The 25,589-nt window shown below is 73.0% G+C and carries 25 protein-coding genes; 3 read left to right on the forward strand and 22 right to left on the reverse strand.

All coding sequences use genetic code 11. From position 1 onward, the window contains the following. Nucleotides 1-6: 6 nt before the first annotated feature. The 14 genes from HCN08_RS25190 to proS form a co-directional block, all read right to left on the reverse strand. On the reverse strand, nt 7-1,662 hold the full coding sequence (locus HCN08_RS25190; protein WP_167985521.1) for a YifB family Mg chelatase-like AAA ATPase: 1,656 nt from the start codon (nt 1,660-1,662) through the stop codon (nt 7-9). Beyond that, the gene (locus tag HCN08_RS25195) at nt 1,662-2,024 is read right to left on the reverse strand and encodes a YraN family protein (protein ID WP_167985522.1); all 363 of its coding nucleotides are present in this window, start codon (nt 2,022-2,024) and stop codon (nt 1,662-1,664) included. The genes HCN08_RS25190 and HCN08_RS25195 overlap by 1 nt, the downstream gene beginning before the upstream one ends. Before the next feature lie 229 nt (nt 2,025-2,253). Then, entirely contained in the window at nt 2,254-2,580 is a 327-nt protein-coding gene (locus tag HCN08_RS25200; protein ID WP_018562949.1) for a DUF2469 domain-containing protein, read from the reverse strand. 88 nt (nt 2,581-2,668) lie between these two features. After that, nucleotides 2,669-3,466, reverse strand: a complete 798-nt coding sequence (gene lepB, locus HCN08_RS25205) for a signal peptidase I (protein WP_167985523.1) — start codon at nt 3,464-3,466, stop codon at nt 2,669-2,671. 34 nt (nt 3,467-3,500) lie between these two features. After that, on the reverse strand, nt 3,501-4,448 hold the full coding sequence (gene lepB, locus HCN08_RS25210; RefSeq protein WP_167985524.1) for a signal peptidase I: 948 nt from the start codon (nt 4,446-4,448) through the stop codon (nt 3,501-3,503). Continuing rightward, complete coding sequence (gene lepB / locus HCN08_RS25215; RefSeq protein WP_167985525.1) at nt 4,393-5,730, reverse strand: signal peptidase I; 1,338 nt, start codon at nt 5,728-5,730, stop codon at nt 4,393-4,395. Before lepB (HCN08_RS25215) ends, lepB (HCN08_RS25210) begins: the two co-directional genes overlap by 56 nt. Then, nucleotides 5,723-6,469 carry a signal peptidase I gene (gene lepB / locus HCN08_RS25220; protein WP_167985526.1) on the reverse strand — a complete coding sequence of 249 codons (747 nt, stop codon included), beginning with the start codon at nt 6,467-6,469 and terminating at the stop codon, nt 5,723-5,725. The genes lepB (HCN08_RS25215) and lepB (HCN08_RS25220) overlap by 8 nt, the downstream gene beginning before the upstream one ends. A gap of 101 nt (nt 6,470-6,570) precedes the next feature. Further along, nucleotides 6,571-6,921, reverse strand: coding sequence for a 50S ribosomal protein L19 (gene rplS / locus HCN08_RS25225; RefSeq protein WP_167985579.1), 351 nt, complete (start codon nt 6,919-6,921; stop codon nt 6,571-6,573). A gap of 133 nt (nt 6,922-7,054) precedes the next feature. After that, nucleotides 7,055-7,876 carry a tRNA (guanosine(37)-N1)-methyltransferase TrmD gene (gene trmD / locus HCN08_RS25230; protein ID WP_167985580.1) on the reverse strand — a complete coding sequence of 274 codons (822 nt, stop codon included), beginning with the start codon at nt 7,874-7,876 and terminating at the stop codon, nt 7,055-7,057. Nucleotide 7,877: 1 nt separating this feature from the next. Continuing rightward, nucleotides 7,878-8,465 carry a ribosome maturation factor RimM gene (gene rimM, locus HCN08_RS25235; protein WP_167985527.1) on the reverse strand — a complete coding sequence of 196 codons (588 nt, stop codon included), beginning with the start codon at nt 8,463-8,465 and terminating at the stop codon, nt 7,878-7,880. Between the two features lie 107 nt (nt 8,466-8,572). After that, nucleotides 8,573-8,812 carry an RNA-binding protein gene (locus tag HCN08_RS25240; RefSeq protein WP_031519041.1) on the reverse strand — a complete coding sequence of 80 codons (240 nt, stop codon included), beginning with the start codon at nt 8,810-8,812 and terminating at the stop codon, nt 8,573-8,575. 2 nt (nt 8,813-8,814) lie between these two features. Further along, nucleotides 8,815-9,267: a 30S ribosomal protein S16 gene (gene rpsP / locus HCN08_RS25245; protein ID WP_167985528.1), complete on the reverse strand. Its 453-nt coding sequence runs from the start codon at nt 9,265-9,267 to the stop codon at nt 8,815-8,817. 148 nt (nt 9,268-9,415) lie between these two features. After that, entirely contained in the window at nt 9,416-10,006 is a 591-nt protein-coding gene (locus HCN08_RS25250; RefSeq protein ID WP_167985529.1) for a hypothetical protein, read from the reverse strand. A 265-nt stretch (nt 10,007-10,271) separates the two neighbouring features. Next, nucleotides 10,272-11,684 carry a proline--tRNA ligase gene (gene proS / locus HCN08_RS25255; RefSeq protein ID WP_167985530.1) on the reverse strand — a complete coding sequence of 471 codons (1,413 nt, stop codon included), beginning with the start codon at nt 11,682-11,684 and terminating at the stop codon, nt 10,272-10,274. Between the two features lie 201 nt (nt 11,685-11,885). Between proS and HCN08_RS25260 the strand changes: the two genes are divergently transcribed. Beyond that, on the forward strand, nt 11,886-12,722 hold the full coding sequence (locus HCN08_RS25260) for an SAM-dependent methyltransferase (RefSeq protein ID WP_240970426.1): 837 nt from the start codon (nt 11,886-11,888) through the stop codon (nt 12,720-12,722). Nucleotides 12,723-12,807: 85 nt separating this feature from the next. Further along, entirely contained in the window at nt 12,808-13,329 is a 522-nt protein-coding gene (locus tag HCN08_RS25265; protein WP_167985531.1) for a DUF402 domain-containing protein, read from the forward strand. A 40-nt stretch (nt 13,330-13,369) separates the two neighbouring features. Here the strand turns inward: HCN08_RS25265 and HCN08_RS25270 are convergent, their stop codons facing one another. From HCN08_RS25270 to nsdA, 6 genes are all read right to left on the reverse strand, one after another. Then, nucleotides 13,370-13,888 carry a GNAT family N-acetyltransferase gene (locus HCN08_RS25270; protein WP_167985532.1) on the reverse strand — a complete coding sequence of 173 codons (519 nt, stop codon included), beginning with the start codon at nt 13,886-13,888 and terminating at the stop codon, nt 13,370-13,372. A gap of 36 nt (nt 13,889-13,924) precedes the next feature. Next, nucleotides 13,925-15,490 carry a signal recognition particle protein gene (gene ffh / locus HCN08_RS25275; RefSeq protein WP_167985533.1) on the reverse strand — a complete coding sequence of 522 codons (1,566 nt, stop codon included), beginning with the start codon at nt 15,488-15,490 and terminating at the stop codon, nt 13,925-13,927. A gap of 253 nt (nt 15,491-15,743) precedes the next feature. Next, on the reverse strand, nt 15,744-18,173 hold the full coding sequence (locus tag HCN08_RS25280; protein WP_167985534.1) for a [protein-PII] uridylyltransferase: 2,430 nt from the start codon (nt 18,171-18,173) through the stop codon (nt 15,744-15,746). 26 nt (nt 18,174-18,199) lie between these two features. Then, nucleotides 18,200-18,538 (reverse strand): P-II family nitrogen regulator, encoded by a 339-nt coding sequence (locus HCN08_RS25285; RefSeq protein WP_167985535.1) that lies wholly within the window; start codon nt 18,536-18,538, stop codon nt 18,200-18,202. Then, nucleotides 18,535-19,863 carry an ammonium transporter gene (locus HCN08_RS25290; protein ID WP_167985536.1) on the reverse strand — a complete coding sequence of 443 codons (1,329 nt, stop codon included), beginning with the start codon at nt 19,861-19,863 and terminating at the stop codon, nt 18,535-18,537. The genes HCN08_RS25285 and HCN08_RS25290 overlap by 4 nt, the downstream gene beginning before the upstream one ends. A 256-nt stretch (nt 19,864-20,119) precedes the next feature. Then, nucleotides 20,120-21,592: a transcriptional repressor NsdA gene (nsdA, locus tag HCN08_RS25295; protein WP_322974669.1), complete on the reverse strand. Its 1,473-nt coding sequence runs from the start codon at nt 21,590-21,592 to the stop codon at nt 20,120-20,122. Nucleotides 21,593-21,946: 354 nt separating this feature from the next. Here nsdA and HCN08_RS25300 point away from each other — a divergent pair, with 354 nt between their 5' ends. Further along, nucleotides 21,947-22,672, forward strand: a complete 726-nt coding sequence (locus HCN08_RS25300; protein WP_167985538.1) for a bifunctional DNA primase/polymerase — start codon at nt 21,947-21,949, stop codon at nt 22,670-22,672. A gap of 155 nt (nt 22,673-22,827) precedes the next feature. Here the strand turns inward: HCN08_RS25300 and ftsY are convergent, their stop codons facing one another. Both ftsY and HCN08_RS25310 read right to left on the reverse strand, forming a co-directional pair. After that, entirely contained in the window at nt 22,828-24,039 is a 1,212-nt protein-coding gene (ftsY, locus tag HCN08_RS25305) for a signal recognition particle-docking protein FtsY (protein ID WP_167985539.1), read from the reverse strand. Nucleotides 24,040-24,105: 66 nt separating this feature from the next. Further along, a complete protein-coding gene (locus HCN08_RS25310) occupies nt 24,106-25,524 on the reverse strand; it encodes a sugar porter family MFS transporter (RefSeq protein WP_167985540.1) in 1,419 nt (472 codons plus the stop codon). Nucleotides 25,525-25,589 lie beyond the last annotated feature (65 nt).

A 25,589-nucleotide genomic window follows, 5' to 3' on the forward strand; every position in this document is an offset into this window, starting at 1 on the left:
TGGCCATCAGCCCCTCCCCACCGAGGTGAGGCCATGGGCGACGCCCGTGCGCAGCTGGAGGGCGGTGCGCACGTCGTCCGCGTCCGGGCGGGGGTGGCCGGCGAGGTCGGCGAGGGTCCAGGCGACGCGCAGGACGCGGTCCAGGCCCCGGGCGGTGAGCAGGCCGCGCTCCATGTCGCGCTCGGCGGCGTGCATGGCGCCGGGGGCGACCGGCCAGCGGGTGCGCAGCTCATGGCCCGGCACATCGCCGTTGGCCCGCCAGGGCGTACCGGCGTAGCGCGCGGCGGCGCGTTCCCTGGCCTCCCGGACCCGGGCGGCGACCACGGCGGTGCACTCCCCGCGCTCGCGCCCGACCAGCTCGGCCCGGCCGACCGCCTCGACGTCCACCCGCAGGTCCACCCGGTCCAGCAGCGGACCCGACAGCCGGCCCTGGTAGCGCCGCACCGCCGACGGCGAGCACTCGCACCCCGCGCCCAGCATCGAATACCGCCCGCAGGGGCAGGGGTTGGCGGCCAGCACCAGGGTGAAGCGGGCCGGCAGCCGCACCACGCCCGCCGCCCGGGCCACCACCACATGGCCGGACTCCAGCGGCTGCCGCAGCGCCTCCAGCGCCTGCACGGAGAACTCCGGCGCCTCGTCGAGAAAGAGCACGCCCCGGTGCGCCAGCGAGACCGCGCCCGGCCGGGGAAGCCCGCTGCCCCCGCCGACCAGCGCCGGCATCGTCGCCGAGTGGTGGGGCGCGCAGAAGGGCGGGGCGTCCACCAACGGGCGGCCGGCCGGGAGGATGCCGGCCACCGAGTGGACCGCGGTGACCTCCAGCGACTCCTGCCGGCTCAGCGGCGGCAGGATGCCCGGCAGCCGCTCGGCCAGCATCGTCTTGCCCGCGCCCGGCGGACCCTTCAGGTAGAGGTGGTGGGCGCCCGCCGCCGCCACCTCCAGGGCCAGCCGGGCGGCGCGCTGCCCGGCCACGTCCGCCATGTCCGGCGCGAGCGGCGGGTGCGCCTCGCCGCCCTCCCCGGACGCGGCGCCGCCCAGGCCCGCGGCGAAGCCGGTGCCCACCGCCCCGCCGCCCGGCAGCGTCAGCCCGGCCAGCATCGGGTCGGGCCGGCCGCGGGCCGCCGCCGAGTCGTCCTCCTCCTCGGGGACCGGCTCGTCGTTGAGCACCGCCACCAGCTGGCGCAGGCTGCGCACCCCCAGGACCGCGACACCCGGCACGAGCGACGCCTCGGCCATCGTGCGCTCGGGCACCACCACATGCCGGTACCCGGCGTCGGCGGCGGCCAGGACCGCGGGCAGCACGCCCCGCACCGGACGCACCCGGCCGTCCAGGCCCAGCTCGCCGATCATCATCAGGTCGGCGATGGAGGACGGGGCGATCCGTTCGTTCGCCGCGAGCAGCGCGCAGGCCACCGCCAGGTCAAAACCGGAGCCGCCCTTGGGCACCGACGCCGGGCTCAGCCCCACGGTGAGCTTCTTCTGCGGCCACACCTCGCCGCTGTTGACGATCGCGGCCCGCACCCGGTCCCGGCTCTCGACCAGGCTCTTGTCGGGCAGCCCCACCAGCGTGAAGGCGGCCAGGCCCGGCTCCAGGTCGGCCTGGACCTCGACCACCACGCCCTCGACGCCGACCAGCGCGACCGAGCACGTACGGGCGAAGCCCATCACGCCACCCCCCGCACATGGTCGACCTCGGGGGCCCCGCGGTCGGGCAGGATGACGCCCACCAGATCGATCCGCACCCCGCCCGGCGGGGCGCCGCCGTGCTCGGCGGTCCATCGCTCGGCCAGCGAGCGCAGCCGGGCCAGCTTGGCCTCCGGCAGCGCCTCCCGCGGGTGCTGGAAGGGCCCGGCCCGCCGGGTCTTGACCTCGCACACCACCAGAGCGTCGCCCTCGGACGCGAGGATGTCGATCTCACCGCGGCGGCCGGACCGCCAGTTGCGCCCCAGTACCTTCAGGCCCGCGGCTTGCAGCGCCCGGACCGCGACGTCCTCGCCGTACCGCCCCAGCGCACTTCGCTCGTTCATGCGTACCACCTCCGTCACTCACTGTGACAGAGCGCGGCCCACCGCCGATGATCTTGCTCGCCGGCCTGTGGATAACTTTCTCGACCGACCCACCCGAGCCCCACCCGAGCCCCGACCCCCGAGCCCGGCACCCGAGCCCCGACCCCCCGAGCCCCGACCCCCCGAGCCCCGGCCCAGCCGCAGGCCATCCGCAGCCACCCTCAGGCCAAGCCCCAGCCCAAGCCTCAGCTCAGCCGTTGAAGCCCGAGTCGTCCGAGGGCAGATCCAGATCCGCCTTGTTCAGCTCCTCGATATTCACGTCCTTGAACGTGAGCACCCGCACCTGCTTGACGAAGCGCGCCGGCCGGTACATGTCCCAGACCCATGCGTCGGCCATCGAGACCTCGAAGAACACCTCGCCCTGGACCGAGTGCACCTGCATCTCGTAGTCGTTGGTGAGGTAGAAACGCCGCTCGGTCTCGATCACGTACTTGAACAGCCCGACGACGTCGCGGTACTCCCTGTAGAGCTTCAGCTCCATCTCGGTCTCGTACTTCTCGAGGTCCTCGGCGCTCATCGTGTGTTCCCCTTCAGCCGTACGTGACCCCCATTGTGCGTCACGCGGTCCGCCCGCACTGCGGAACCGCCCCGCACGCCCACCGTGATCACCGGCGCCGCAGCAGCTTGGCCAGCGGGTCCCAGGCCGCCCCGCCCAGGATCAGCACCACGCCGGCCAGCGCCGCGACCACCAGCAGGCCCAGCGGCCCCCGTCCGGGGGAACCGCCGCCCGGGATCGCGGCGAAGGCCGAGGTGCGGTGCAGCAGCCCGATACGGGACGACGGCCAGGCGATACCGTCCACCCGGGCCTTGACGTCGCTCGCCGGGACCGCGCCGCCCTCGGCGTCGGCGAGGTGGACCCGGGAGTCCTCGGAGATCGCGCGGTTGTCGCCCAGCAGGAAGAGCTTGCCCGCCGGCACCTTCGTGCTGAACCGCTCCGCCGACGCCTGGTCCCCGCCCTGCGCGGAGGGCGCGCCGCCGTTCAGGTACGTCTCGTCGACCGGGGTGCCGTTCACGGTCAGCCGGCCCTGCGCGTCGCAGCAGGCCACCGTGTCCCCGCCGACCCCGACGACCCGCTTGACCAGCGGCGCGTCGCCCCACAGCGGGTCCTTGAAGACCACCACGTCACCGCGGTGCACCTGCGACCCGGACACCTTCTGCGCGAGCAGCCGGTCGCCCGACTGCACGGTCGGCACCATGGACGTGGTCGGCACGCTGTAGGGGCGGTAGACCAGCGCGCCCCACACGCAGGAGCCGAGGAAGAGCACGCAGCCGAGAGCGACGGCTATGCCGGACAGCCGGTGCCCGAGCCCGCCGCCACCGGCTCCCGCACCGCGCCGCCCGGCTCCGGCGCCGCTTCCGCTTCCCGTGGTGCCGGTGGTCGTCGCACCGCTGCTGCTGCTCATGGACCGGAACCCTACCGGGCGGTACGCGCGCCGGTCAGCCCTGCTCCGCGCTCTCCCGGCCGGGCCCGCCCCGCACCGGCGGCTCGGTGGGCACGGCGGAGGCCGCCCGCTCCACCGCGGCCGTCAGCAGCCTGCGCCGGCGCCACATCACCAGGGGCAGCGCGCCCGCGAACCCGGCCGCGACCGGCGCCGCCGCACCGGCGGCGTTGATGCCGGGCTGCGAGAACGTTCCCGGGATGGACAGCACGTCCCAGCGGTTCACCGGCCAGGCCACCACGATGGCGCGCCCCACCACGTCACCGTCGGACACGGTGCCGCCGCCGGGCAGCGTCATGTGGAAGCGCGAGTCCAGCGAGTCCTGCCGGTGGTCGCCCATGACCCAGATGCGGCCCTTGGGCACATGCACGGTGAACGGCACCTCGGGGGTGCAGGGCGTATTGCCGGGATAGACGTACGGCTCGTCGAGCGGCTTGCCGTTGACCATCACCGGGCCGGTGCCCTTGCACGACACCGTGTCGCCGCCCACCCCGATGACCCGCTTGATCAGGTCCTTCTCATCGGCCGAGGGCATCAGGCCGATAAAGCTCAGGCCCTTCTGCAGCCCCTTGACCAGCACATTGTTGCTCGCCGGCGGGTTCTCGGGCAGCCAGCCGCCCGGGTCGTGGAAGACCACCACCTCGCCGCGGGACGGCTCGGAGCCGAACCAGGGCGTGAGCTTGTCGACCAGCACCCGGTCGCCCTTGAGCAGGGTGTTGTTCATCGAGTCCGAGGGGATGGAGAACGCCTGGACCAGGAAGGTCTTGATCAGCAGCGCCAGCACCAGCGCGATGCCGACCAGCAGCGGCAGCTCCTTCCAGAACGACCGCGGCTTGCCCCGGCCGCCGTGGCCGGGCCGCTCGTCGGCGTCCTCCTCGTCGTCGGCCGGGTCAGGACCGGCGGGGCCCACCGGGCCCACCGGGTCGCCGGGGGCGCCACCGGCCATCGCCGGGATGCCGCCCGCCACGGGCACCGTGCCGGGCGCGACGCCCGGGTGCCCCGGTGCCGTGCCCTGCTCGCCCGCCGCCGGCCCGCCATGACCGTCTGCGTACGGCGGCAGCCCGGGCCCGTCCGCGTAGGGCTGCGTCACGCCGGGGCCCTCCGCGTACGGCGGCGGCGCCGGGCTCCGTCCGGGGACCGCGGCATCTGCCGCCGAGGCATCGGTCTGGGGCACCTCGGCATTCCGCTTCTCGGGCTCGCCGGGTCCAGATCGTGCGCCGACCACCAGGTCCCCCACATCCACTCCTCACTTCGGACCGCCGTCTGCCACGCCATCGGCGCAGGCCTGCCACACCCATAACGAGCGAGAGTTCCGCGGGGGTCGTGGGCCGGTCCGTCCTTTGACCGTTCTTGGCCGAGCCCACACTAGTCGGCGTCGCTGTGTCCGCCGCTGCGGCGGACCGCGGATCCGCCACGCCGGCGAAGGTCGCCGGTTCCTTGAGCCGCTGCCAGTGACCGAGCGGCCAGCCGATGACGAAAGCCCGTCCGACCACCAGGCTTTCCGGGATGGTGCCGCCGCCCGGCTTGTCGGTGTGGTACCGCGAGTCCGCGGAATCCGAGCGGTGGTCGCCCATCACCCACAGCCGGCCGGGCGGCACGTGCTCGGTGAATTTCATCATTGAGGGTGGATTCCCGGGGTACAGATAGGGCTCGTCCAGCGGCGTGCCGTTGACGAGGATCCGCCCCTGGGCGTCGCAGCACTGCACCGTGTCGCCGCCGACCGCGATCACCCGCTTGATCAGGTCCTGCTCGCTGCTGGCCGGCAGCAGCCCGATGAAGGTGAAGAACTGCTTGACCTGCTTGACGACGACCGGGTCCTTCTTGGGCGGCGGCTCGCCCTGCAGCCAGCCACCGGGGTCCTTGAAGACGACGACGTCGCCGCGGTGCGGTTCGGCGCCGAACCACGGGGTGAGCTTGTCCACCAGCACCCGGTCGCCGATCTTGATGGTCTGCTCCATCGATCCGGACGGGATCACGAACGCCTGCACCAGGAACGTCTTGAGCACCAGGGCGATCAGCAGCGCCACCATGACCAGCAGCGGCACCTCCCTGGCCAGCGAGCGCCGCCGTCTGCGGCGGACCTTGCGGGCGAGCCGGCGCCGCTCCACCCGGGTGTTGCCGGTCAGCCGCGGGGTCTCGCCGAGATCGGCGCCGCCCTGCTCGCCGGCCGGCTCGACGCCGACGACACCGCCGAACAGCGTCCTGCGGGCCCTGCCGCGGTTACCCATGCGCGCCGGCCGGGGCGGGCACGTCGGCGAAGGCGGCCGGGCGGCGCAGCCGGGTCCAGCGGCCGACCGGCCAGGCGACCGCGTCGGCACGGCCGATCACCCGGTCGACGGGCACGTTGCCGCCGCCGGGGTCGCCGAGGTGGTCGCGTGAGTCACGCGAGTCGGCACGGTGATCGCCCATCACCCACAGCTTTCCGTCCGGCACCACGATGTCGAACCGTACCTGGGACGGTGTGTCCCCGGGATAAAGGTAGGTCTCGTCCAGCGGGTGGCCGTTGACCATCAGCCGCCCGCGGGCGTCGCAACAGGTGACGCGGTCGCCGCCGACGCCGATGACGCGCTTGACGAAGTCGGTGCCGCTCTGCTGCGTGAAGGAGCCCTCGCCGTCGAAGACGATCACGTCCCCGCGCCGCGGTGTGCCGCCGAAGCGGTAGGCGAGCTTGTCGACCAGGACCCGGTCGCCGACCCGCAGCGTGCCCTCCATCGACCGGCTCGGCACCTGGTAGGGCCGCGCCACGAAGGTACTGACCAGCAGCAGCGCGGCCACCGCGGCGGCCACCAGCAGGATCGTGCGCCGCCACTCGGCCCACACGACGGCCGCGGTGTCCGCGACCCGCCCGCGCAGCACGGCCGACCGCGACCGCACAGCGGAACGCGACCGCTCCTCCGGCCGCGCCTGCTCGGCTGCGGTGTCGGGGGAACGGTCGCGTTCCGGTACGGCTGCTGCTTCGGTGTCCATCGGGGCCAGAGCTTATCCGGCCGCTGCGGACCGCCCGCGACGAGCGCCCCGCGAGAGGCGCTCGCCACGGGCCCGGCGCCGGGAGTCCTCGCGGGAAGCGCTCAGTTGTCGCGCTTCTCCTTGATCTTCGCGGCCTTGCCGCGCAGCTCGCGCAGGTAGTAGAGCTTGGCGCGGCGCACGTCGCCGCGGGTGACGACCTCGATCTTCTCCACGATCGGGGTGTGCACCGGGAAGGTCCGCTCGACACCGACGGAGAAGCTCACCTTGCGGACCGTGAAGGTCTCGCTGATGCCCGCGCCCTGGCGGCGGATGACGACGCCCTTGAACTGCTGCACACGGGAGCGGTTGCCCTCGATGACGCGCACGTGGACGTTGACGGTGTCGCCGGGGCGGAAGGCCGGGACGTCGGTGCGCAGCGACGCGCTGTTGACGCTCTCGATGAGGTTGGTCATATCGGTGTCTGCTTCCTCGCCGATGCCACAGGTCATCGACGGAACATGAGGTCGGGTGTCAGGGTGCGCGGCCGGGGGCGGCGGGCGTCGTTCCCCCTGTGGCAGGGGCGCGGGCCGGACCGGCAGCAGCCGCTCATTCTTCCATGACGTGGGGGCTCGGCCCAAATCGCCCGTCCGGGCCCGGCATCCAGCCCAGGATGCTGAGCATCTCCCGGTCGCGCTTGTCGAAGGCGGCGGGGTCGCAGCGCCGGATCAGGTCGGGGCGGTGGGCGACGGTACGGCGCAGGGCCTCGTCGCGGCGCCAGCGGGCGATCTTCCCGTGGTGGCCGCTGAGCAGCACCTCGGGGATGCCACGGCCGCGCCAGGTGGGCGGCTTGGTGTAGACCGGGCCTTCCAGCAGGTCGGCCATCGCGCCGGGTGCGAAGGAGTCGTCGCGGTAGGAGGCGGCGTTGCCGAGGACGCCGGGCAGCAGCCGGGCGACGGCCTCGGTGACGACCAGGACCGCGGCCTCGCCGCCGGCCAGCACGTAGTCGCCGATGGAGACCTCGTAGACCGGCAGCCGGGTGCGGTACTCGTCGGTGACGCGGGTGTCGATGCCCTCGTAGCGGGCGGGCGCGAAGACCAGCCAGGGCCGCTCGGCGAGTTCACCGGCGAGCTGCTGGGTGAAGGGCCGCCCGCTGGGGGTGGGGACGACGAGCGCGGGCCGGCCGGCGCCGGCCTCGTAGCCGTCGGCGAGGGTGTCGTCGAGGGCCTCGCCCCAGGGCCCGGTCATCATGACCATGCCGGGGCCGCCGCCGTACGGGGTGTCGTCGACGGTGTTGTGCCGGTCGTGGGCCCAGTCGCGCAGGTCGTGGACGCGCACGTCGAGCCGGCCGGCCGCGCGGGCCTTGCCGACCAGCGAGACGTTCAGCGGCTCCAGGTACTCGGGGAAGATCGTGACGACGTCGATCCGCATCTCAGCCGCCGTCCGCCGCACCGCCGGAAGCCGCACCCGGGCCCCCGCTCTCGCCATCGCCAAGCCCCTCGCCGGACTCCGGCTCGCCCAGCAGCCCCGGCGGCGGGTCGATGACCGCGCGCTGCTCCTCCAGGTCGATCTCCGGCACGATCTCGGCGACGAACGGCACAAGCACCTCGCTGCCGTCGGGCCGGACCACCACCAGCAGGTCCTGGTACGGCAGATGGCTGATCTCGCCGATCCGCCCGACCTCCTCGCCGTCGACGGTGACGACGTCCAGGTCGATGAGCTGGTGGTCGTAGAACTCCTCGGGGTCCTCCGGCGTCTCGTCCGGGTCCACCTCGGCGATCAGCAGCGTATTGCGCAGCGCCTCGGCGGCGCTGCGGTCGGCGACGCCCTCGAAGCGCAGCATCAGCCGTCCGCTGTGCACCCGCCCGGTGGCGATGGTCAGCGGCCCTGCGGAGGCCGGGTCGGTGGCGAGCACCGCGCCCGGCGCGAGCCGCAGTTCCGGCTCGTCGGTGCGCACCTCGACGCTCACCTCGCCCTTGATGCCGTGGGCGCGGCCGATCCTGCCGACTACCAGCTGCATGGAGCCCTTTCACCTCTTGTACGTCTCTTGTACGTCAGACGGCTCGGGCCGGGAGCGGCAGCGCCACCCCCGGCCCGAGCCGGTGTTCCGTGCGGTTTGGCCGGCGGTCAGCGCACCTGGTCGACGTCGACCAGGTCGACGCGGATGCCGCGCCCGCCGAGCGCGCCCACGACCGTACGCAACGCACGGGCGGTACGGCCGTTGCGGCCGATCACCTTGCCGAGGTCGTCGGGGTGGACCCGGACCTCCAGCACGTTGCCGCGGCGCAGGGTGCGCATGTCCACCTGCACATCGTCGGGGTTGTCGACGATGCCCTTCACGAGGTGCTCAAGAGCCTCCTCAAGCACGCTCAGGCCTCGGTGGACTCAGCCGCGGCCGGGGCCTCGGCGGTGTCGTCGGCCTTCTTCTCCGCCTTGTCGGCCTTCTTCGCCCTGGGGGTGATCGCCTCACCCTTCGGCTCGTCGGCGGTGTCCTTGGCCGCGGCCTCGAAGAGGGCGCGCTTGTCGGCCTTGGGCTCGGCGACCAGCAGCGGCGCGGGGGCCTCAAGGCCCTTGTACTTCTGCCAGTCGCCGGTGAGCTTGAGGATGGCGAGCACCGGCTCGGTCGGCTGCGCGCCGACGGAGAGCCAGTACTGGGCGCGGTCCGAGTCGACCTCGATACGCGACGGGTTCTGCACCGGGTGGTACAGGCCGATCTCCTCGATCGCCCGGCCGTCACGGCGGGTGCGGGAGTCGGCGACGACGATGCGGTAGTGAGGCGAACGGATCTTGCCCAGACGCTTCAGCTTGATCTTGACTGCCACGGGAGTGGGTTCTCCTGGTGTTGACGTGTTTGGGCACGGCAGGCTTCCACGTGGGGTTGTGGGAGTCGCGCGCCCGGTGGACGCGTCAGCCGAAGGAGAGAGGGTTCCTGCACGGCTGTCGAGTTCTCAGCTGGCCATTCTGCCACACTCAGGCGGCGCCCACGACCTCGGGAATGCGGAACGGCTGCCCGCACGCGCCGCACATGATCGGCGCCTGGGCCAGCACGGACGGCACCACGCGTACATTGCGCCCGCAGTCGCAGACCGCCTTGACGCGCACCCCGCCGCCGGACGAGCCGTGCCGCGCGGCAGGGCCCCGGAAGGAGCGCGCGGTGTCCGCCGTGGTCGCCACCGTGTGCGCCTTGAGGGCGCGCTGCAGCCGGTCGATGGTCGCCCGGTAGCGCTTACGGGTGTCGGGGCGCATCACGACCAGCGAGAAGCCGCTGCTGGGATGGGGCTCGTCGGCGTGGTCGAGCCCCATTTCGTCGGCGATGGCCAGGAATCGGCGGTTGTGGTAGCGGCCCGCGCGGGAGGTGTCACGGATGCCGCGCGCGGCGGCCACGCCGTGCACCGCCTCGTGCAGCAGCCGTTCGAACGAGAGCTCGTTGCCGCAGGCGGACGACGACTCTCCGATGAGGGACTCGGGGGCGGCCAGATCGGGCAGCTCGGGGTGGTGCCGTTGAATATCGGCCCATGCGACTGCCAGCTCGGCGGCGAGAACAGGTGGTGTCGTGCTCACGCCGTGACAACGAGCCGGGCGCTCCCGGTGTTCCGATTCCGGGCCAGCCCAATTAATTTGCACTGATCGGTCAGTTCCGGTTGATGTGCGGATGATGACGGATGATGCGCATGGGATGGGCATGACGCAGGGCGGGTGCGGAGGACACCGGTGAACTCCGGAGAACCTCCGCACCCGCCCCACGGACGGACGAACCTCGTATAACGAACGTGCGTTTTCGGTCAGCGGACGCCCGATGGACGCCGGGCGAACACCGGGGGCCGGGTCAGTAGGCCCGCGCCACGATCGCCAGCGCGCCCGGGGCGTCGTCCGCGTCCGGCACTCCGCCGTCCTCACCGACCAGGCAGCGCACGGTGACGCCCTGCTCGGCGAGCTTGGCCTCGCCCGCCACGCCGAGGTCGGCCCACGGGATGCGCGCCCAGCCGGTGGCCGCGGCCTCGGCCGCCTCGCCCACGGTGGCGACGTCCACAGTGCGGGACACCCGGCGCTCGTGGGACTCGCGCAGCAGCTGCGCCTGGTCCTCCTCCAGCAGCTTCGGCAGCAGCTCGGCGAGCGCGTCCAGCGCCACCGGCTCCTTGCCGCCGGGGATGCGCCGGGCGAGCATCGCGGTGCCCGCCTCCAGGTCGCGCGGGCCGATCTCGACCCGCGCCGGCACGCCCTTGAGCTCCCAGTCGATCGCCCGCCGCCCGAACGGGGTGTCGGTGCGGTCGTCGACCACGACCCGCAGCCCGACCGCCTTGAGCCGCTCGCCGACCTCGCGCACCTTGGCCACGACCTCGTCGTCGCCCTTGATCGCGAGCACCACGACCTGCACATGGGCCAGCCGCGGCGGCACCCGCAGCCCGTTGTCGTCGCCGTGCATCATCACCAGCGCGCCGATCATGCGGGTGGTGCTGCCCCACGACGTCTGCCAGACGTACTCCTGCTCGCCGTCCGCCGACAGGTACTGCGTGTGGAAGGCCTTCGCGAAGTTCTGGCCCAGCTCATGGCTGGTGCCCAGCTGGAGGGCCTTGCCGTCGCCCATCATGCCTTCGAGCGTGAGGGTGTTGATGGCGCCCGCGAAGCGCTCCTTGGCGGTCTTGCGGCCCGGCACCACGTCCATGGCCAGGACGTCGGTCATGAAGCCCTCGTAGACCTCGCGGTGGATCCTGGCCGCGTAGTCCCGCGCGTCCTCCTGCGTGGCGTGCGCGGTGTGGCCCTCCTGCCACAGGAACTCGCTGGTGCGCAGGAACAGCCGGGGCCGCATCTCCCACCGCACCACGTTCGCCCACTGGTTGATCAGCAGCGGCAGGTCCCGGTAGCTCTGCACCCACTTGGAGAAATACTCGTTGATGATCGTCTCGGAGGTCGGCCGCACCACGACCGGCTCCTCCAGCTCCTTGCCGCCCGCGTGCGTGACGACCGCCAGCTCCGGCGCGAAGCCCTCGACGTGCTCGGCCTCCCGCGTCAGGTAGGACTGCGGGATGAACAGCGGGAAGTACGCGTTCTGCGCCCCGGCCTGCTTGATCCGCGCGTCCATGCCCTGCTGCATCCGCTCCCACAGGCCGTAGCCGTACGGCCGGATGACCATGGTGCCGCGGACCGGGCCGTTGTCGGCCAGCTCTGCCTTGTTGATCAGGTCCTGGTACCAGCGCGGGAAGTCGTCCGCCTGGGGGGTGAGAACGGGAGCCTTTGCCATGAAGGCGATGGTACGTGGCGAGGCCCCCGCAGCGTGAATCGGTTACCTGCGCCCGACGGGCCGCCGAACAAGCCGAAAACGGCCTCCCCGGCCCCTGGACGCGGCCCGCGAACCGCAGTTGTCTGGCTGTCGGGGACGAAAGCGGCACACCCGTCCTCCCCACGGGGGGCACACGGCGAAGCGTGGCTGATTGGGGCTTCGATGGCACCTACCCTCTACCGCGGGACCAGGCCCGACCGTACCCGTACCGACGACCGGGCGCGCGACTGGGCGGAGATCCAGGAGCGCATGCTCGTCCCGCTCTACGCAAGCGTCCTCGACCGGCTCGGCGTCGGCGCCGGCACCCGCCTGCTGGCCCTGAACTGCGGCACAGGGCTGGCGCTGCTGCTCGCCTCGGCAAGAGGCGCAGCCGTCACCGGGTACGACACCGACCGCGACCGGCTGCGGCTGGCCGAGGCGCGGCTCGGCACATTGCCGAGCACGTCGTACATGGCCACGCCGATGCCCCAGGCCCCGCCGGTACGGCTGCGGCTCGGCATCCCGGCGGCGGCGGAACTGCGCGGCTACGACCTGGTCACCGCCTTGGACCCGGCGGCGCCCGCCGACGCGCTGCGGCCGGCTCTTGCCGCCGTCGCCGAGGCCGCCCGCCCCGGCAGCGCGGTCGTCCTGGCCGGCTGGGGCCCGCCCGAGCGCTGCGCCACCGCGAGCGTGCTGCGGGTCGCCGCCCGGCTCGCCGAACCGCGCGGCGCCACGGGCCCGCTGCCGCGGCTCAGCGGCCGTGACGACCTGGAGGAGCTGGCCGCCGGCGCGGGGCTGCGGCCCGACGGCTCGGGTCGCGTGTCCTGCCCGTTCGGCTACCCGGACCAGGCCGCCGCGGTGCGCGGCCTGGTCGCGACCGGGCTGTTCGACGCCGCGGTCGCGGCGACCGACCGGCAGCAGGTGGACAAGGAGATCGCCGAGGCCCTGCACCCCTACCGGCGCCTTGACGGCACCATCCGCATGGACAACGTCTTCCGCTACCTCATCGCCCGCGTCTGACCGGCGGCGCGCACGGCCGGGGAAGCCGGGCGGCACGCCGGTAATGGGGTGGCCGCGGGCGCGCGGCATCGGCCAGGGTGGGGCCATGCCCACCACCTCAGCCGCCTCCGCCACCCCGCTGCCGCCCGGCACCCCGGCGTCCGTCCGCCTGGTCAAGGCCGGCCGGGAGAAGGTCCGCTACCCCGCCACCGTGACCGCCGACGACGGCGTGCGCGTCACCGTCACCGCGCCCTGGTCGCTGCCGCACACCCGGGACTTCGGCTTTGTGCGCTTCGAGCCCGGCGACGTCTTCACCGAGCACTACTGGCGCGACCGCTGGTACGCGGTCAAGGAGGTGCGCGATCCGCACGGCGCCCTCAAGGGCTGGTACTGCGACATCACCCGCCCGGTGGCCGTCGCCGGCGCCGAGCTGACCTCGGAGGACCTCGACCTCGACCTGTGGGTGTCGGGCGACGGCGGCACCGTACTGCGGCTGGACGAGGACGAGTTCGCCGACAGCGGCCTGGCCGGGCGGGACCCGGGCGCCGCCGCGCGGGCGGTGGCCGCGCTGGACGAGCTGGAGGCGCGGGCCGGCCGCGAGGGCGGGCTGGCGGCGCTCACCGGCTGACGGCGGGCCGGCTCGAAGGACGTACCGGGCGACGTACCCGCTACAGGCCCGGCCACTCCTCGGCGGTGAGGGCGAAGCGCTCGTGGTCGCGCCAGGCGTCGTTGATGAACAGCATCCGCGGCGAGAAGCCCTCGTGCCGGAAGCCCAGCCGCTTGGCCATCGCGATGGAGCGCTCGTTGTCGGGCTGCGCGCTGATCTCCAGCCGGTGCAGCCCGAGGCCGCCGTCGGCCTCGGGGATGAAGCAGCGGTCCACGACCTGGAGCAGGCCCTCGGTCATCCGGCCGGTGCCGTTGTAGGGCACGTAGCTGTCGTAGCCGAGGGCCCCGTTGCGGAAGCGGGCCATCACGATGTTGGCGACGTTGCACTTGCCGACGATGCCGCCGTCCTCGTCGTCGATGACCAGGAACGTCCGCAGCCCGGCGCCCTGCCGGCGCAGCAGGTCCGGCAGGACGTCCGGCTCCACCGGATTCCACGGGCTGAGGTGCTCCACCGACCGCAGCACCGCGCTGCGGTGCGCCTCGACGTCACTGGGCCTGGGTTCTCTGATCGATACACGCATGCGTCCATCATCCCCGGGCCCCCGCGGGCGCCGCGGTCAGCCCATGAACTTCTTGAACTCGTCGGGCAGTTCGAAGTCCTTGCCGCCGCCCGGCAGGCCGAACGGGCTGCCGCCCTGGCCCGGCAGCTCGCCGCCCTGCTGCTGCTCCTCGCGGCGGGCAGCCGCCGCAGCCTCCTCGGCCCTGCGCTTCATCGGGTTGCCGGACTGGCGCTTGCCCTTGGCCTGCTTCTGCTGCTTCTTCTGCCGCGCGCCACCGCCGCCGCTGCCCGGCATCCCGGGCATCCCCGGCATGCCGCCGCCCTGCGCCATCCGCGACATCATCTTGCGGGCCTCGAAGAACCGCTCCACCAGGCCCTTGACCGCGCTGACCTCGACGCCCGAGCCCTTGGCGATACGGGCCCGGCGCGAGCCGTTGATGATGTGCGGGTCGGCGCGCTCGCCCGGCGTCATCGACTTGATGATCGCGGCGGTGCGGTCCACGTCCCGCTCGTCGAGGTTGTTGATCTGCTCGCGGATCTGGCCCATGCCCGGCAGCATGCCGAGCAGCTTGGAGATGGAGCCCATCTTGCGGACCTGCTCCATCTGCGCCAGGAAGTCGTCGAGCGTGAACTCCTTGGGGCCCTTGGCCAGCTTGGCGGCCATCTTCTCGGCCTCGGCCTGGCTGAAGGTCTGCTCGGCCTTCTCGATCAGCGACAGCATGTCGCCCATGCCCAGGATCCGGGAGGCCATCCGGTCCGGGTGGAACGCGTCGAAGTCGTCCAGCTTCTCGCCGTTGGACGCGAACATGATCTGCTTGCCGGTGACGTGCACGATCGACAGCGCGGCACCGCCGCGGGCGTCGCCGTCGAGCTTGGAGAGCACCACGCCGTCGAAGCCGACGCCGTCGCGGAACGCCTCGGCGGTGTTGACCGCGTCCTGGCCGATCATCGCGTCGACGACGAAGAGGATCTCGTCCGGGCGGACCGCGTCGCGGATGTCGGCGGCCTGCTGCATCAGCTCCTGGTCGACACCGAGGCGGCCGGCGGTGTCGACGATCACGATGTCGTACTGCCGGGACCGGGCGAAGTCGATCGAGTCCTGGGCGACCTTCACCGGGTCGCCCACGCCGTTGCCGGGCTCGGGGGCGAAGACCGCGACACCGGCCCGCTCGGCGACGACGCTGAGCTGGTTGACCGCGTTGGGGCGCTGGAGGTCGCAGGCGACCAGCAGCGGGGTGTGGCCCTGGCCCTTGAGCCAGCGGCCGAGCTTGCCCGCCAGCGTGGTCTTGCCGGCGCCCTGGAGGCCGGCGAGCATGATCACGGTGGGCGGCTGCTTGGCGAAGCGCAGCCGGCGGGTCTCGCCGCCGAGGATGCCGACGAGCTCCTCGTTGACGATCTTGATGACCGTCTGCGCGGGGTTGAGCGCCTGCGAGACCTCGGCGCCAAGCGCGCGCTGCTTGACGCTGGCGACGAACGCCCGCACGACGGGCAGCGCGACGTCGGCTTCGAGCAGGGCGATCCGGATCTCGCGCATCGTGGCGTCGATGTCCGCCTCGGACAGCCGGCCCTTGCCCCGGAGGTTCTTGAAGGTCGCTGCGAGGCGGTCGGAGAGCGTATCGAACACGGTGGCTGCAGATCCTCGGGTCGGGGGCGGAGACGGTCGCCGTCCGGCGATCGCCTTCCAGGGTATCCGGCCCGCACGTGGTGCAGCCCGCGCCTGCCGGATTCCGGGAGGCGCGGACCGCCGCCGGGCCCGGCGAAGGGCGCCCGCGGACGGTACGGCACAGGACCCGCGGACGGTACGGCGCCGGGTCGGCGGACGGCACAGGACCCCGCGGACGTCACGGCGCCCGGTCGGCGGACGGTACGGCACGGGCTCAGCGCAGGGCGGCCTCCAGTTGCCGGGCGACCTCGGTCGCGCGGTGCGGCGGCAGCGCCTTGCCGTCCTTGCCGACGACGTAGAAGGCGTCCACGGCGTTCGCCCCCAGCGTCGAGATACGAGCGGAGCGCACGGTGACGCCCGTCGCGGTCAGGGCCAGCCCGATGCGGTGCAGCAGGCCCGGGGCGTCATGGGCGCGGACCTCCAGGACCGTCGCGGTCTGCGAGGTGTGGCCCGGCGCGACCGTGACCCGGGGCGGCGGCGGGGTGATCCCGCGGCGCCGCGGGTAGGACGCCTCCCGCTCGGCGAGCCTGGCCTCGATGTCCAGGGTGCCCTCGAAGGCCCGGGCGAGGTCCGCGCGCAGCCGGGCGGCCTCCGGGAGGGCGCCGTACTCGGCCGAGACGCGCCAGCTCAGCAGCGCCACCGGCCCCTCCCCGATCGGGTCGACGGCCCGCAGGTCGGCGGCCCGGACGCCGAGCCGGTGCAGGGCCAGAACGCCGGCGGCCTGGGCGAGCAGCCCGGGCCGGTCGGGCACCGCCAGCAGCAGTTCCACGCCCAGCGCCTCGTCGAGCGCGTCGCCCTCGCCGTCGGGCTCGGCGTGGGCGTGCAGCGCGAGGACCGGCCCCCCGGTGCGGGCGGCCTCGACGGCCAGCCGCTCCTCCTCGGCGCTGGACTCCCGCTCGGCGGCCTCCGGCAGCGCCCCGGTGTCCAGGGCGCCGGCGACCCGCTCGACGAGGTCGGCCAGCAGCGAGGCCCGCCAGGTGCTCCATGCGGCGGGCCCGGTGGCGAGCGCGTCGGCCTCGGTGAGCGCGGCCAGCAGCTCCAGGGTGGAGGTGTCGCGTACGGTGCCGGCGACCGCCCGGACGGTCTCCGGGTCGTCCAGGTCGCGCCGGGTCGCGGTGTCGATGAGCAGCAGGTGGTGGCGCACCAGCAGGGCCAGGGTGTCGGCGTCGGCGGCCGGGAAGCCGATCCGCAGGGCGACGTCGCGGGCGATGACCTCGCCGGCCTCGCTGTGGTCGCCGGGCCAGCCCTTGCCGATGTCGTGCAGCAGCGCGGCGGTCAGCAGTAGGTCGGGGCGGCCGACCCGGCGGGTGAGCCGGGCGGCCTGCACGGCGGTCTCGACCAGGTGCCGGTCGACGGTGAAGCGGTGCACGGCGTTGCGCTGCGGGCGGCAGCGCACCCGCTCCCAGTCCGGCAGCAGCCGGGTGACCAGCCCCTCGGCCTCCAGCGCCTCCCACACCTGCACGGTGGGCTCCCCGGCGCCGAGCAGCGTGAGCAGCTGCTCACGGGCCTCCGCGGGCCACGGTACGGGCAGCGGGCGGGCAGCGGCGGCCAGCCGGCGTACGGCGTGCGGGGACAGCGGCAGACCGGCCTGTGCCGCCGCGGCGGCGGCCCGCAGCGGCAGGACGGGGTCGCGGTCGGGTTTCGCGGCGAGCGCGAGCACCGCCTCGCCCTCCTGCTCGACCACGCCCTCGGCGAGCGGTACGCGTTCGGGTACGCCCGCGGCGGGGGTGCCGCGCCCGCGGCCGAGGAGCCGGCGGCGGGGCCGGGTCTCGCGGGCGCGCAGCACCCGGCCGACCTCGCGCCAGGTGACGTCGGCGGCGTAGGAGATGCGCCGGGCGGCCTCGTAGACCCGGCGCAGCAGTGCGTCGGCGTCGAGCAGGCCGAGGGCGGCGGCGACCTGGTCCTGCTCCTGGAGGGCGAGCCGGTCGGTGGCCCGGCCGGTGACCAGGTGGAGGGCGTCGCGGGTGTCCAGCAGCCCGGTGCGGGCCTCCTCCAGTCCCTCGCGGGGGGCGTCGGCGAGCCAGGAGGCGGCGACGGCGCGCAGCGCGGTGGCGTCGCGCAGGCCGCCGCGGGCCTCCTTCAGGTCCGGTTCCAGCAGGTAGGACAGCTCGCCCTGGCGCTCGGCGCGCTCCTGGCACATTTCGCGCAGCTCCGGCAGCCGCCGGGTGGCCTGGTTGCGCCAGTCGGCGAGCGCGGAGGTGCGCAGGGCGGAGCTGAGGGCGGTGTCGCCGGCCAGGTGGCGGGCGTCGAGCAGGCCGAGCTGGACCTTGAGGTCGTCGGTGGCGGCCTTGCGGGCCTCCTCGGGGGTGCGCACGGAGTGGTCGAGGGCCAGGCCCAGGTCCCACACCGGGTACCAGAGCCGGTCGGCGAAGGCGGCGACGGGCTGGTGGCCGTCGTGCAGCAGGACCAGGTCCAGGTCGCTGCGCGGGGACAGCTCGCCGCGGCCGTAGCCGCCGACGGCCAGCAGGGCCCAGCCGGTGGCGCCGGTGGCCTGCGCGGCGGCGCCGGCCAGGTCGGCGAGCCAGCGGTCGGTGAGGGCGGCCAGCTCCGCGCGGCGCGGCGGCCCGGACCGCGCCTCCTGGGTGAGAAGGCGCAGCCGGGCCGCCGCGTAACTGTCGTCCTGCGCTTCGACGCTGTCGGTCACTCGTTCTCCAGCGCTGGGTTCGGGGGTCAGAGCGCGTCGGGTCCGCGCTCGCCGGTGCGTACCCTCACGGCGGTGTCGACCGGGAGGGACCACACCTTGCCGTCTCCGATTTTGCCGGTTCTGGCCGCTTTCACCACGACCTCGATCAGCTGGTCGGCGTCGGCGTCCTCCACGAGGACCTCTATCCGGATCTTCGGGACGAGGTCGACGGTGTACTCGGCGCCGCGGTAGACCTCGGTGTGGCCGCGCTGTCTGCCGTATCCGCTGGCCTCGGTGACGGTGAGGCCGTGGACGCCGAAGGCCTGGAGGGCTTCCTTGATCTCGTCGAGCCGGTGCGGCTTGACGACGGCGGTGATGAGCTTCACGCGTCCACCTTCTTGCTCGCCGCGGGGGCGCCGAGGGGGGCCGCCGCGTGTCCTGTGCTGCCGATGCCGGTGAAGTCGTACGCGGTCTCCGCGTGCTCGGCCTGGTCGATGCCGCTGATCTCGATCTCCTCGGGCACCCGGAAGCCCATGACCAGGTCGATGGCCTTGGCGAGGATCGCGGAGGCGACCAGCGAGTAGCCCAGGACGGAGAAGACACCGATGGCCTGGATGCCGAACTGGTGCCATCCGCCGCCGTAGAAGACGCCCTTGACGTCCTGGCCGACGCCGCCGGTGGCCAGCAGGCCGATGAGCAGGGAGCCGACGATACCGCCGACCATGTGGACGCCGACCACGTCGAGCGAGTCGTCGTAGTTGAACTTGTACTTCAGGCCCACCGCCGCGGCGCAGACCACACCGGCGATGACACCGACCGCGATGGCGCCCAGCGGGCTGACCGACGCGCAGGACGGGGTGATGGCGACCAGGCCCGCGACGGCGCCGGAGGCGGCACCGAGGGTGGTGAAGGAGCCGTGCCGCAGCCGCTCGTAGATCAGCCAGCCGATCATCGCGGCGGCGGTGGCGATCTGGGTGTTGATGAAGACGGTGGAGGCCACGCCGTCGGAGGTGATCTCCGAGCCGGCGTTGAAGCCGAACCAGCCGAACCACAGCAGGCCGGCGCCGAGCATGACCCACGGCATGCTGTGCGGGCGCATCGGGTCGCGCTTGAAGCCCACCCGCTTGCCGATCACCAGGATCACGCCGAGGGCCGCGGCACCGGCGTTGATGTGCACCGCGGTACCGCCGGCGAAGTCGATGACGCCCTTGGTGCCGAGCCAGCCGCCGCCCCACACCCAGTGGGCCACGGGGAAGTACACGACGGTCGCCCACAGCGCGATGAAGACCGACCACGCGGTGAACTTGACGCGGTCGGCGAGTGCACCGCTGATCAGCGCGGGAGTGATGATCGCGAACATCAACTGGAAGGCGGCGAAGGCGAATATCGGCGTCCCGGTGGCCCCCCACAGGTCATCGGGAGCGATGTCGCGCAGGCCCAGCCAGTTGGTGCCGCCGATGAATCCGCCGTGGTCGCCGTCGAAGGCGAAACTGAATCCGTAGCCGGTCCAGAGCAAGGTGATGATGCCCAGGCTGATGAAGCTCATCATCAGCATGTTCAGGGCGCTTTTCACCCGGACCATGCCGCCGTAGAAGAACGCCAGGCCCGGTGTCATCAGCATCACCAGCGCGGCGCTCAGCAGCAGGAACGCGGTATTGCCGGAGTCGAGCTTGGGCGCATCTGCGGCCAGTGTGAAGATGGCTGGTGCCATCGGCGTCTCCTCGTCGTCCGAACGGCCCGAGCGGGTGGAGCGAAGTGGGCCGGTTTTCGCCATGAGAGTGGCTGAGCCGGGTTTCCGCCGATGCCGCACGGTGTTTCACCGCGGTGACGAAGAAGTCGGATGTGTTACGTGACGATGAACCGTCCCCCGGTTCGGTGAAAGCCGTATACGGGTGGGATCAGAGATCGCAACCGGGGGAACGGGGATCTCCGGGGAGCCGCGCCCGGCGGGCGCGGCCGGCCCTGTGTCAGGCGGTTTCGGCGACCTCGGGCAGTTCCCGGGAGATCAGTTCGCCGAGTTCGACGACGGCGGGCAGATCGCCGAAGTCGCGCACCGCGGTGCGGGTGGTTTTACGGATCCGGGTGTTGACCCTTTCCGAGCGGATCCTGGTGGCGACGGCCATCGCCTGCCGGGTGCATTCGGCCGCGGCCTCGGGTTCGCGTTCGAGCAGGTGCACGCTGGCCAGGCCCACCAGGTTGAGGGCGAAGGCCCGCTGGTGGACGGTGTCGCCGCGGAAGCCCTCGACGGCCTTCTCCATCACCGGGTGGGCGAGGGAGGCGTAGGCGGGGCTGCGGCCGGCGACATAGGCCAGGTCGCGGTAGGAGTGGGCGTTCTCGGCGTGCAGCTCGGCCTCGTTGAAGAAGCTGATCCAGCTGGGGTCCTCGCCGGGGCGGGTGTCGGTGAAGGTGTCCTCGGCGGCGCGTACGGCCCGGTGGCACTTGTTGACCTGGCCCATGTTGGCGTAGGCGCGGGCCTCCAGGGCGTAGAGCATGGCCTGGGTGGTGGCGGTCGCGGTGTCGCGGCTGCCGTACTGGGCGAGGTGGATCAGCTCCAGGGCGTCCTCGGGGCGGTCCAGGTGGATCATCTGGCGGCTCATCGAGGAGAGGATGAACGCGCCGAGCGGCCGGTCTCCGGCCTCCTTGGCGGCGTGCAGCGCCAGCACCATGTACTTCTGCGCGGTGGGTTGCAGCCCCACGTCGTAGCTCATCCAGCCGGCGAGCGCGGCGAGGTCGGCGGTGACCCGGTAGAGCCGGCGGCCGACGGCTTCGGGGTGGGACTCCTGGAGCAGGTCGGTGACCTCGTGCAGCTGTCCGACGACCGCCTTGCGGCGCAGGCCGCCGCCGCACTGGTTGTCCCACTGGCGGAACATCACCGTGGTGGACTCCAGCAGCTCCAGCTCCTGCTCCGACAGCCGGGACGGCCGGGTGCCGGGGTGGCCGGGGCCCGGGCCGGCGGCGGACCCGCCGGCGCCGCCGGCGCCGGACGGCGAGGTCGGGACGAGCCAGCGCTGCATCGGCTCGATCAGGGCGGGGCCGGCCGACAGCGCGAGCGAGGCGCCGAGGAAGCCGCGGCGGCCCAGCATCAGGTCGCTGCGGGAGAACTCGCTGATCATCTCCACGGTCTGCGGACCGGCCCAGGGCAGGTCCACGTCGCCGCCGGCGGGCGGCTGGTGCGCCGGGCGCAGGCCCAGGTCCTCGACGGGGACGACGCACCCGAAGCGCTCCGAGAACAGCTCGGACAGGATGCGCGGTATCGGCTCGCGCGGCTGCTCGCCGTCGAGCCAGCGGCGCACCCGGGAGGTGTCGGTGCTGACGTGGTGCGCGCCCAGCTGGCGCGCTCTGCGGTTGACCTGGCGGGCGAGTTCGCCCTTGGACCAGCCGCTGCGCACGAACCACGAATTCAACTGCGCATTGGGCTGCTTGTCTGCTGCGCCGCCCACGGTCAAGCCCCCATCCTGGTCTTGCCCGACCCCATCCACCCAGTGATTACCAGGGTCGGCCGAGTCCTGTCCGCCGGTTGCGGAAAGTGCCGGGTGGTCCGGCGCTGCGGTGCGGCGCCGCCCGGAACTGCCTGCGGCATAGGCGCCGGGGCACGAGCGGTCCACACCGGGGACCCACCAACCGAAAGTAGCCCTACGATCACGCACCGGGCGAGGGCGCATGGCGAAACGCCACCATTCGCCACCCCTTCGAATGAACTCCTGGGCGGCAACAGGCGATTCACTTGACACATGCCGGTCGCACGAGGCCGGGCGGGCCCGTAACCATCGGCGGCGGCATCCGTTGGAGGTGTCATGGTGTTCACGATCAGCGGATTGCGGGACATGCGGGACTCGCGGCAGCAGCAGGAGGGCGTCCGGGAAATCCCCCGGACGCGCCCTCATGCGCGCCCCGGCGTACGCCGTCGGTCGCACGCGGGAATGTGCACCACAGTTGGTGACTACACGGGTCGCTGCGGCTGGGCCGTGGTGCCCGGCGCGCGGGTCGCCCGCGGCGGCGGGCCGTGCTCGTGCGGGGACGCTGCGTGTACGGCGCCGGGCGCGCATCCGCTGCCCTTCGCCGACGAGATCCCGGCGGGCGCGCCGGCGGCACTGGCCGCGCAGGCGTGGGCGAGGGTGCCGGGCGCCGCGGTGCTGCTGCCGACCGGGCGGGCCTTCGACGTGATCGAGGTGGCCGAGGCGCCGGGCCGGCGGGCGCTGGTGCGGCTGGAGCGGATGGGGCTGCGGCTGGGCCCGGTGCTGGTGACGCCGGCCGGGCGGGCGCAGTTCTTCGTCGCGCCGGGCGCGGCGGCCGAGCTGCCGCATCTGCTGTACCGGATGGGCTGGGACGACGCGGAGCTGGACCTGCGCTGCCTGGGCCCGGGCGAGCACGTCACCGCTCCCCCGTCGGACCACGGCGGCCTGGGCCCGGTGCGGTGGCTGCGCGAGCCGCTGACCGAGGGCGTACGCCAGCCGCCGGAGGCGCGGCTGCTGCTGGGCACCCTGGCGTACGTCTGCCACCGCGACAAGGCGCCGGCGTAGCACCACGCACCAGGAACCACGGCCCCGGGGCCGGACGCGGGACCCGGCGCGGGACCGGCGACGTACGCATGCGTAAGGGGCACCCACCATGGGCGGGCGCCCCTTACACGTGGCCCATGGCGCAGCCGTACGGGACGGCTGCGCCATGGCAGGGCCTACTCGCCGATGAGGGCGTCCACGAAGGCCTCGGGCTCGAACGGGGCGAGGTCGTCCGCGCCCTCGCCGAGGCCGATGAGCTTGACCGGCACGCCGAGTTCGCGCTGCACGGCGATGACGATGCCGCCCTTGGCGGTGCCGTCCAGCTTGGTCAGCACGATGCCGGTGATGTCCACGACCTCGGCGAAGACCCGGGCCTGGACCAGGCCGTTCTGGCCGGTGGTGGCGTCCAGCACGAGCAGCACCTCGTCGACCGGGCCGTGCTTCTCCACGACCCGCTTGACCTTGCCGAGCTCGTCCATCAGGCCGGTCTTGGTGTGCAGCCGGCCCGCGGTGTCGATCAGGACGGTGTCGGCGCCCTCGGCGATGCCCTCCTTGACCGCGTCGAAGGCGATCGAGGCCGGGTCGCCGCCCTCGGGGCCGCGGACGGTACGGGCGCCGACCCGCTCGCCCCAGGTCTGGAGCTGGTCGGCCGCGGCGGCGCGGAAGGTGTCGGCGGCGCCGAGCACGACGCTGCGGCCGTCGGCGACCAGCACCCGGGCGAGCTTGCCGGTGGTGGTGGTCTTGCCGGTGCCGTTGACGCCGACGACCATGACGACCGCCGGGGACTCCTCGTGGCTCTCGGTGCGCAGCACCCGGTCCAGCGACGGGTCGACGAGGGTGAGCAGCTCGGCGCGCAGCAGGCCGCGCAGCTCGGCGGGCGTCCTGGTGCCGAGCACCCGCACCCGGGTGCGCAGCCGCTCGACGAGTTCCTGGGTGGGGGCGACACCGACGTCGGCGGTGATGAGGGTGTCCTCGATCTCCTCCCACGTGTCGTCGTCCAGGTGCTCCCTGGACAGCAGCGTCAGCAGGCCCTTGCCGAGGGTGTTCTGCGAGCGCGACAGCCGCGAGCGCAGCCGGACCAGCCGGCCGGCGGTGGGCTCGGGCTGCTCGATGACGGGCGCCGGCGGGAGCTCGATCTCCTCGACGGTCTCGGGCACGGACGTCGGTCCCGGCAGCGGGACCTCTTCGATGGTCCGGCGGGTTTCCTCCCGCGGGGCCTCCGCCTCGTCCCCGACGTGCGGTTCCGCGGGCGGGGCGGTGATCGTCGGCGCGCTCGGCGGCTTGGTGGGCGGCAGCTGCTTCTTCTTGCGGCGGCTGCCGATCACCAGCCCGCCGGCGCCGAGGATCACGACCAGGGCGATGACTACGACAAGGATGACGATTTCCATAACCCGACCAGTATCCACGGCCCCTTGCCGCGGCGTCGGACGGTGCGGGCGGCGGCGCCGCGCCCCTCAGCCCATTTCTTCGAGGGACTTCCCCTTCGTCTCCTTCACGAAGAAGACCACGAACGGGATCGAGAGCACCGCGAAGCATGTGTAGATCACATAGGTGCCCGACAGGTTCCAGTCCGCCAGGGTCGGGAAGCTCGCGGTGATCGCCCAGTTGGCGATCCACTGGGCGGAGGCGGCGACGCCCAGGGCCGCGGCGCGGATCTTGTTGGGGAACATCTCGCCGAGCAGCACCCACACCACCACGCCCCACGACAGGGCGAAGAACAGCACGAAGAAGTGCGCGGAGGCCAGCGCGACCGCGCCCTGGGCGGTGGGGAGCTTGTCGCCGTGCTTGTAGGAGAAGGCCCATGCCTCCAGGGCGAGGGAGACCGCCATGCCGGTGGAGCCGATGAGGGCGAGCGGGCGGCGGCCGATCCGGTCCACGAAGACCATGGCGATCACCGTGCCGATGATGTTCACGATCGAGGTGGTGAAGGAGTAGAAGAACGAGCCGGACGGGTTGATGCCGACCGACTGCCACAGCGTCGAGGAGTAGTAGAAGGCGACGTTGATGCCGACGAGCTGCTGGAAGACCGACAGGCCGATACCGATCCAGACGATGGGCAGGAAGCCGAGCCGGGAGCCGAGTAGGTCGGAGAAGGTCGACTTGTGCTCGCGGCGCATCGCGGTGCGGATCTCGGTGACCCGGGCGTCGAGGTCGGTGTCCTTGCCCTCGACGTCGGCGAGCACCGCGCGGGCGTCGGCGTCCCGGCCGACGGTGAGCAGGAAGCGCGGGGACTCGGGGATGGTGAAGGACAGCAGCCCGTAGATCACCGCGGGGACGACCATCACCCCGAGCATGACCTGCCAGGCCTCAAGGCCGATCAGGTGGCCGCGCTGGTCGCCGTTCGCGGTTTGCAGGATGCCGTAGTTGACCAGCTGCGAGACGGCGATGCCGAGCACGATCGCGGCCTGCTGGAAGGACGCGAGGCGGCCACGGATGGCGGGCGGCGAGACCTCGGCGATGTAGGCGGGGCCGATGACGGAGGCCATGCCGATGCCGAAGCCGCCGATGATCCGCCAGAAGGCGAGGTCCCACAGGGCGAAGGGCAGCGCCGAGCCGACGGCGCTGATGGTGAACAGGACCGAGGCGATCTGCATGCAGCGGATCCGGCCGATCCGGTCGGCGATCCGGCCGGCGGTGGCCGCGCCGATGGCGCTGCCGATCAGGGCGATCGCGATGACCTGCGCGAGAGTGCCGGAGCCGATGTCGTACTTGTCCCGGATGGCCTCGACGGCGCCGTTGATGACGGAGCTGTCGTAGCCGAACAGGAAGCCGCCCATCGCCGCCGCCGCGGTGATGAAGATGACATGGCCCAGGTGTTCCGGTGGCGACGCGCTGCTGCTCGTCCCCGATGTCGACTCCGTACTGCTGGTCACAGGATCTCCTCGCGCCCGGCGGTCCGGCCCCCTCACCGGGGGCCGGATCTTCAAGTCTTGGCGGA

Origin of the sequence: Actinacidiphila epipremni, assembly GCF_012034175.1 — a bacterium.
Taxonomy (GTDB): domain Bacteria; phylum Actinomycetota; class Actinomycetes; order Streptomycetales; family Streptomycetaceae; genus Actinacidiphila; species Actinacidiphila epipremni.

Coding starts and splice junctions, on each gene's coding strand:
- HCN08_RS25190 (WP_167985521.1), bottom strand. CDS start 1,662: ATGGGCTTCGCCCGTACGTGCTCGGTCGCGCTGGTCGGCGTCGAGGGC.
- HCN08_RS25195 (WP_167985522.1), bottom strand. CDS start 2,024: ATGAACGAGCGAAGTGCGCTGGGGCGGTACGGCGAGGACGTCGCGGTC.
- HCN08_RS25200 (WP_018562949.1), bottom strand. CDS start 2,580: ATGAGCGCCGAGGACCTCGAGAAGTACGAGACCGAGATGGAGCTGAAG.
- lepB (WP_167985523.1), bottom strand. CDS start 3,466: ATGAGCAGCAGCAGCGGTGCGACGACCACCGGCACCACGGGAAGCGGA.
- lepB (WP_167985524.1), bottom strand. CDS start 4,448: ATGGCCGGTGGCGCCCCCGGCGACCCGGTGGGCCCGGTGGGCCCCGCC.
- lepB (WP_167985525.1), bottom strand. CDS start 5,730: ATGGGTAACCGCGGCAGGGCCCGCAGGACGCTGTTCGGCGGTGTCGTC.
- lepB (WP_167985526.1), bottom strand. CDS start 6,469: ATGGACACCGAAGCAGCAGCCGTACCGGAACGCGACCGTTCCCCCGAC.
- rplS (WP_167985579.1), bottom strand. CDS start 6,921: ATGACCAACCTCATCGAGAGCGTCAACAGCGCGTCGCTGCGCACCGAC.
- trmD (WP_167985580.1), bottom strand. CDS start 7,876: ATGCGGATCGACGTCGTCACGATCTTCCCCGAGTACCTGGAGCCGCTG.
- rimM (WP_167985527.1), bottom strand. CDS start 8,465: ATGCAGCTGGTAGTCGGCAGGATCGGCCGCGCCCACGGCATCAAGGGC.
- proS (WP_167985530.1), bottom strand. CDS start 11,684: ATGGCAAAGGCTCCCGTTCTCACCCCCCAGGCGGACGACTTCCCGCGC.
- HCN08_RS25260 (WP_240970426.1), top strand. CDS start 11,886: ATGGCACCTACCCTCTACCGCGGGACCAGGCCCGACCGTACCCGTACC.
- HCN08_RS25265 (WP_167985531.1), top strand. CDS start 12,808: ATGCCCACCACCTCAGCCGCCTCCGCCACCCCGCTGCCGCCCGGCACC.
- HCN08_RS25270 (WP_167985532.1), bottom strand. CDS start 13,888: ATGCGTGTATCGATCAGAGAACCCAGGCCCAGTGACGTCGAGGCGCAC.
- HCN08_RS25290 (WP_167985536.1), bottom strand. CDS start 19,863: ATGGCACCAGCCATCTTCACACTGGCCGCAGATGCGCCCAAGCTCGAC.
- HCN08_RS25300 (WP_167985538.1), top strand. CDS start 21,947: ATGGTGTTCACGATCAGCGGATTGCGGGACATGCGGGACTCGCGGCAG.
- ftsY (WP_167985539.1), bottom strand. CDS start 24,039: ATGGAAATCGTCATCCTTGTCGTAGTCATCGCCCTGGTCGTGATCCTC.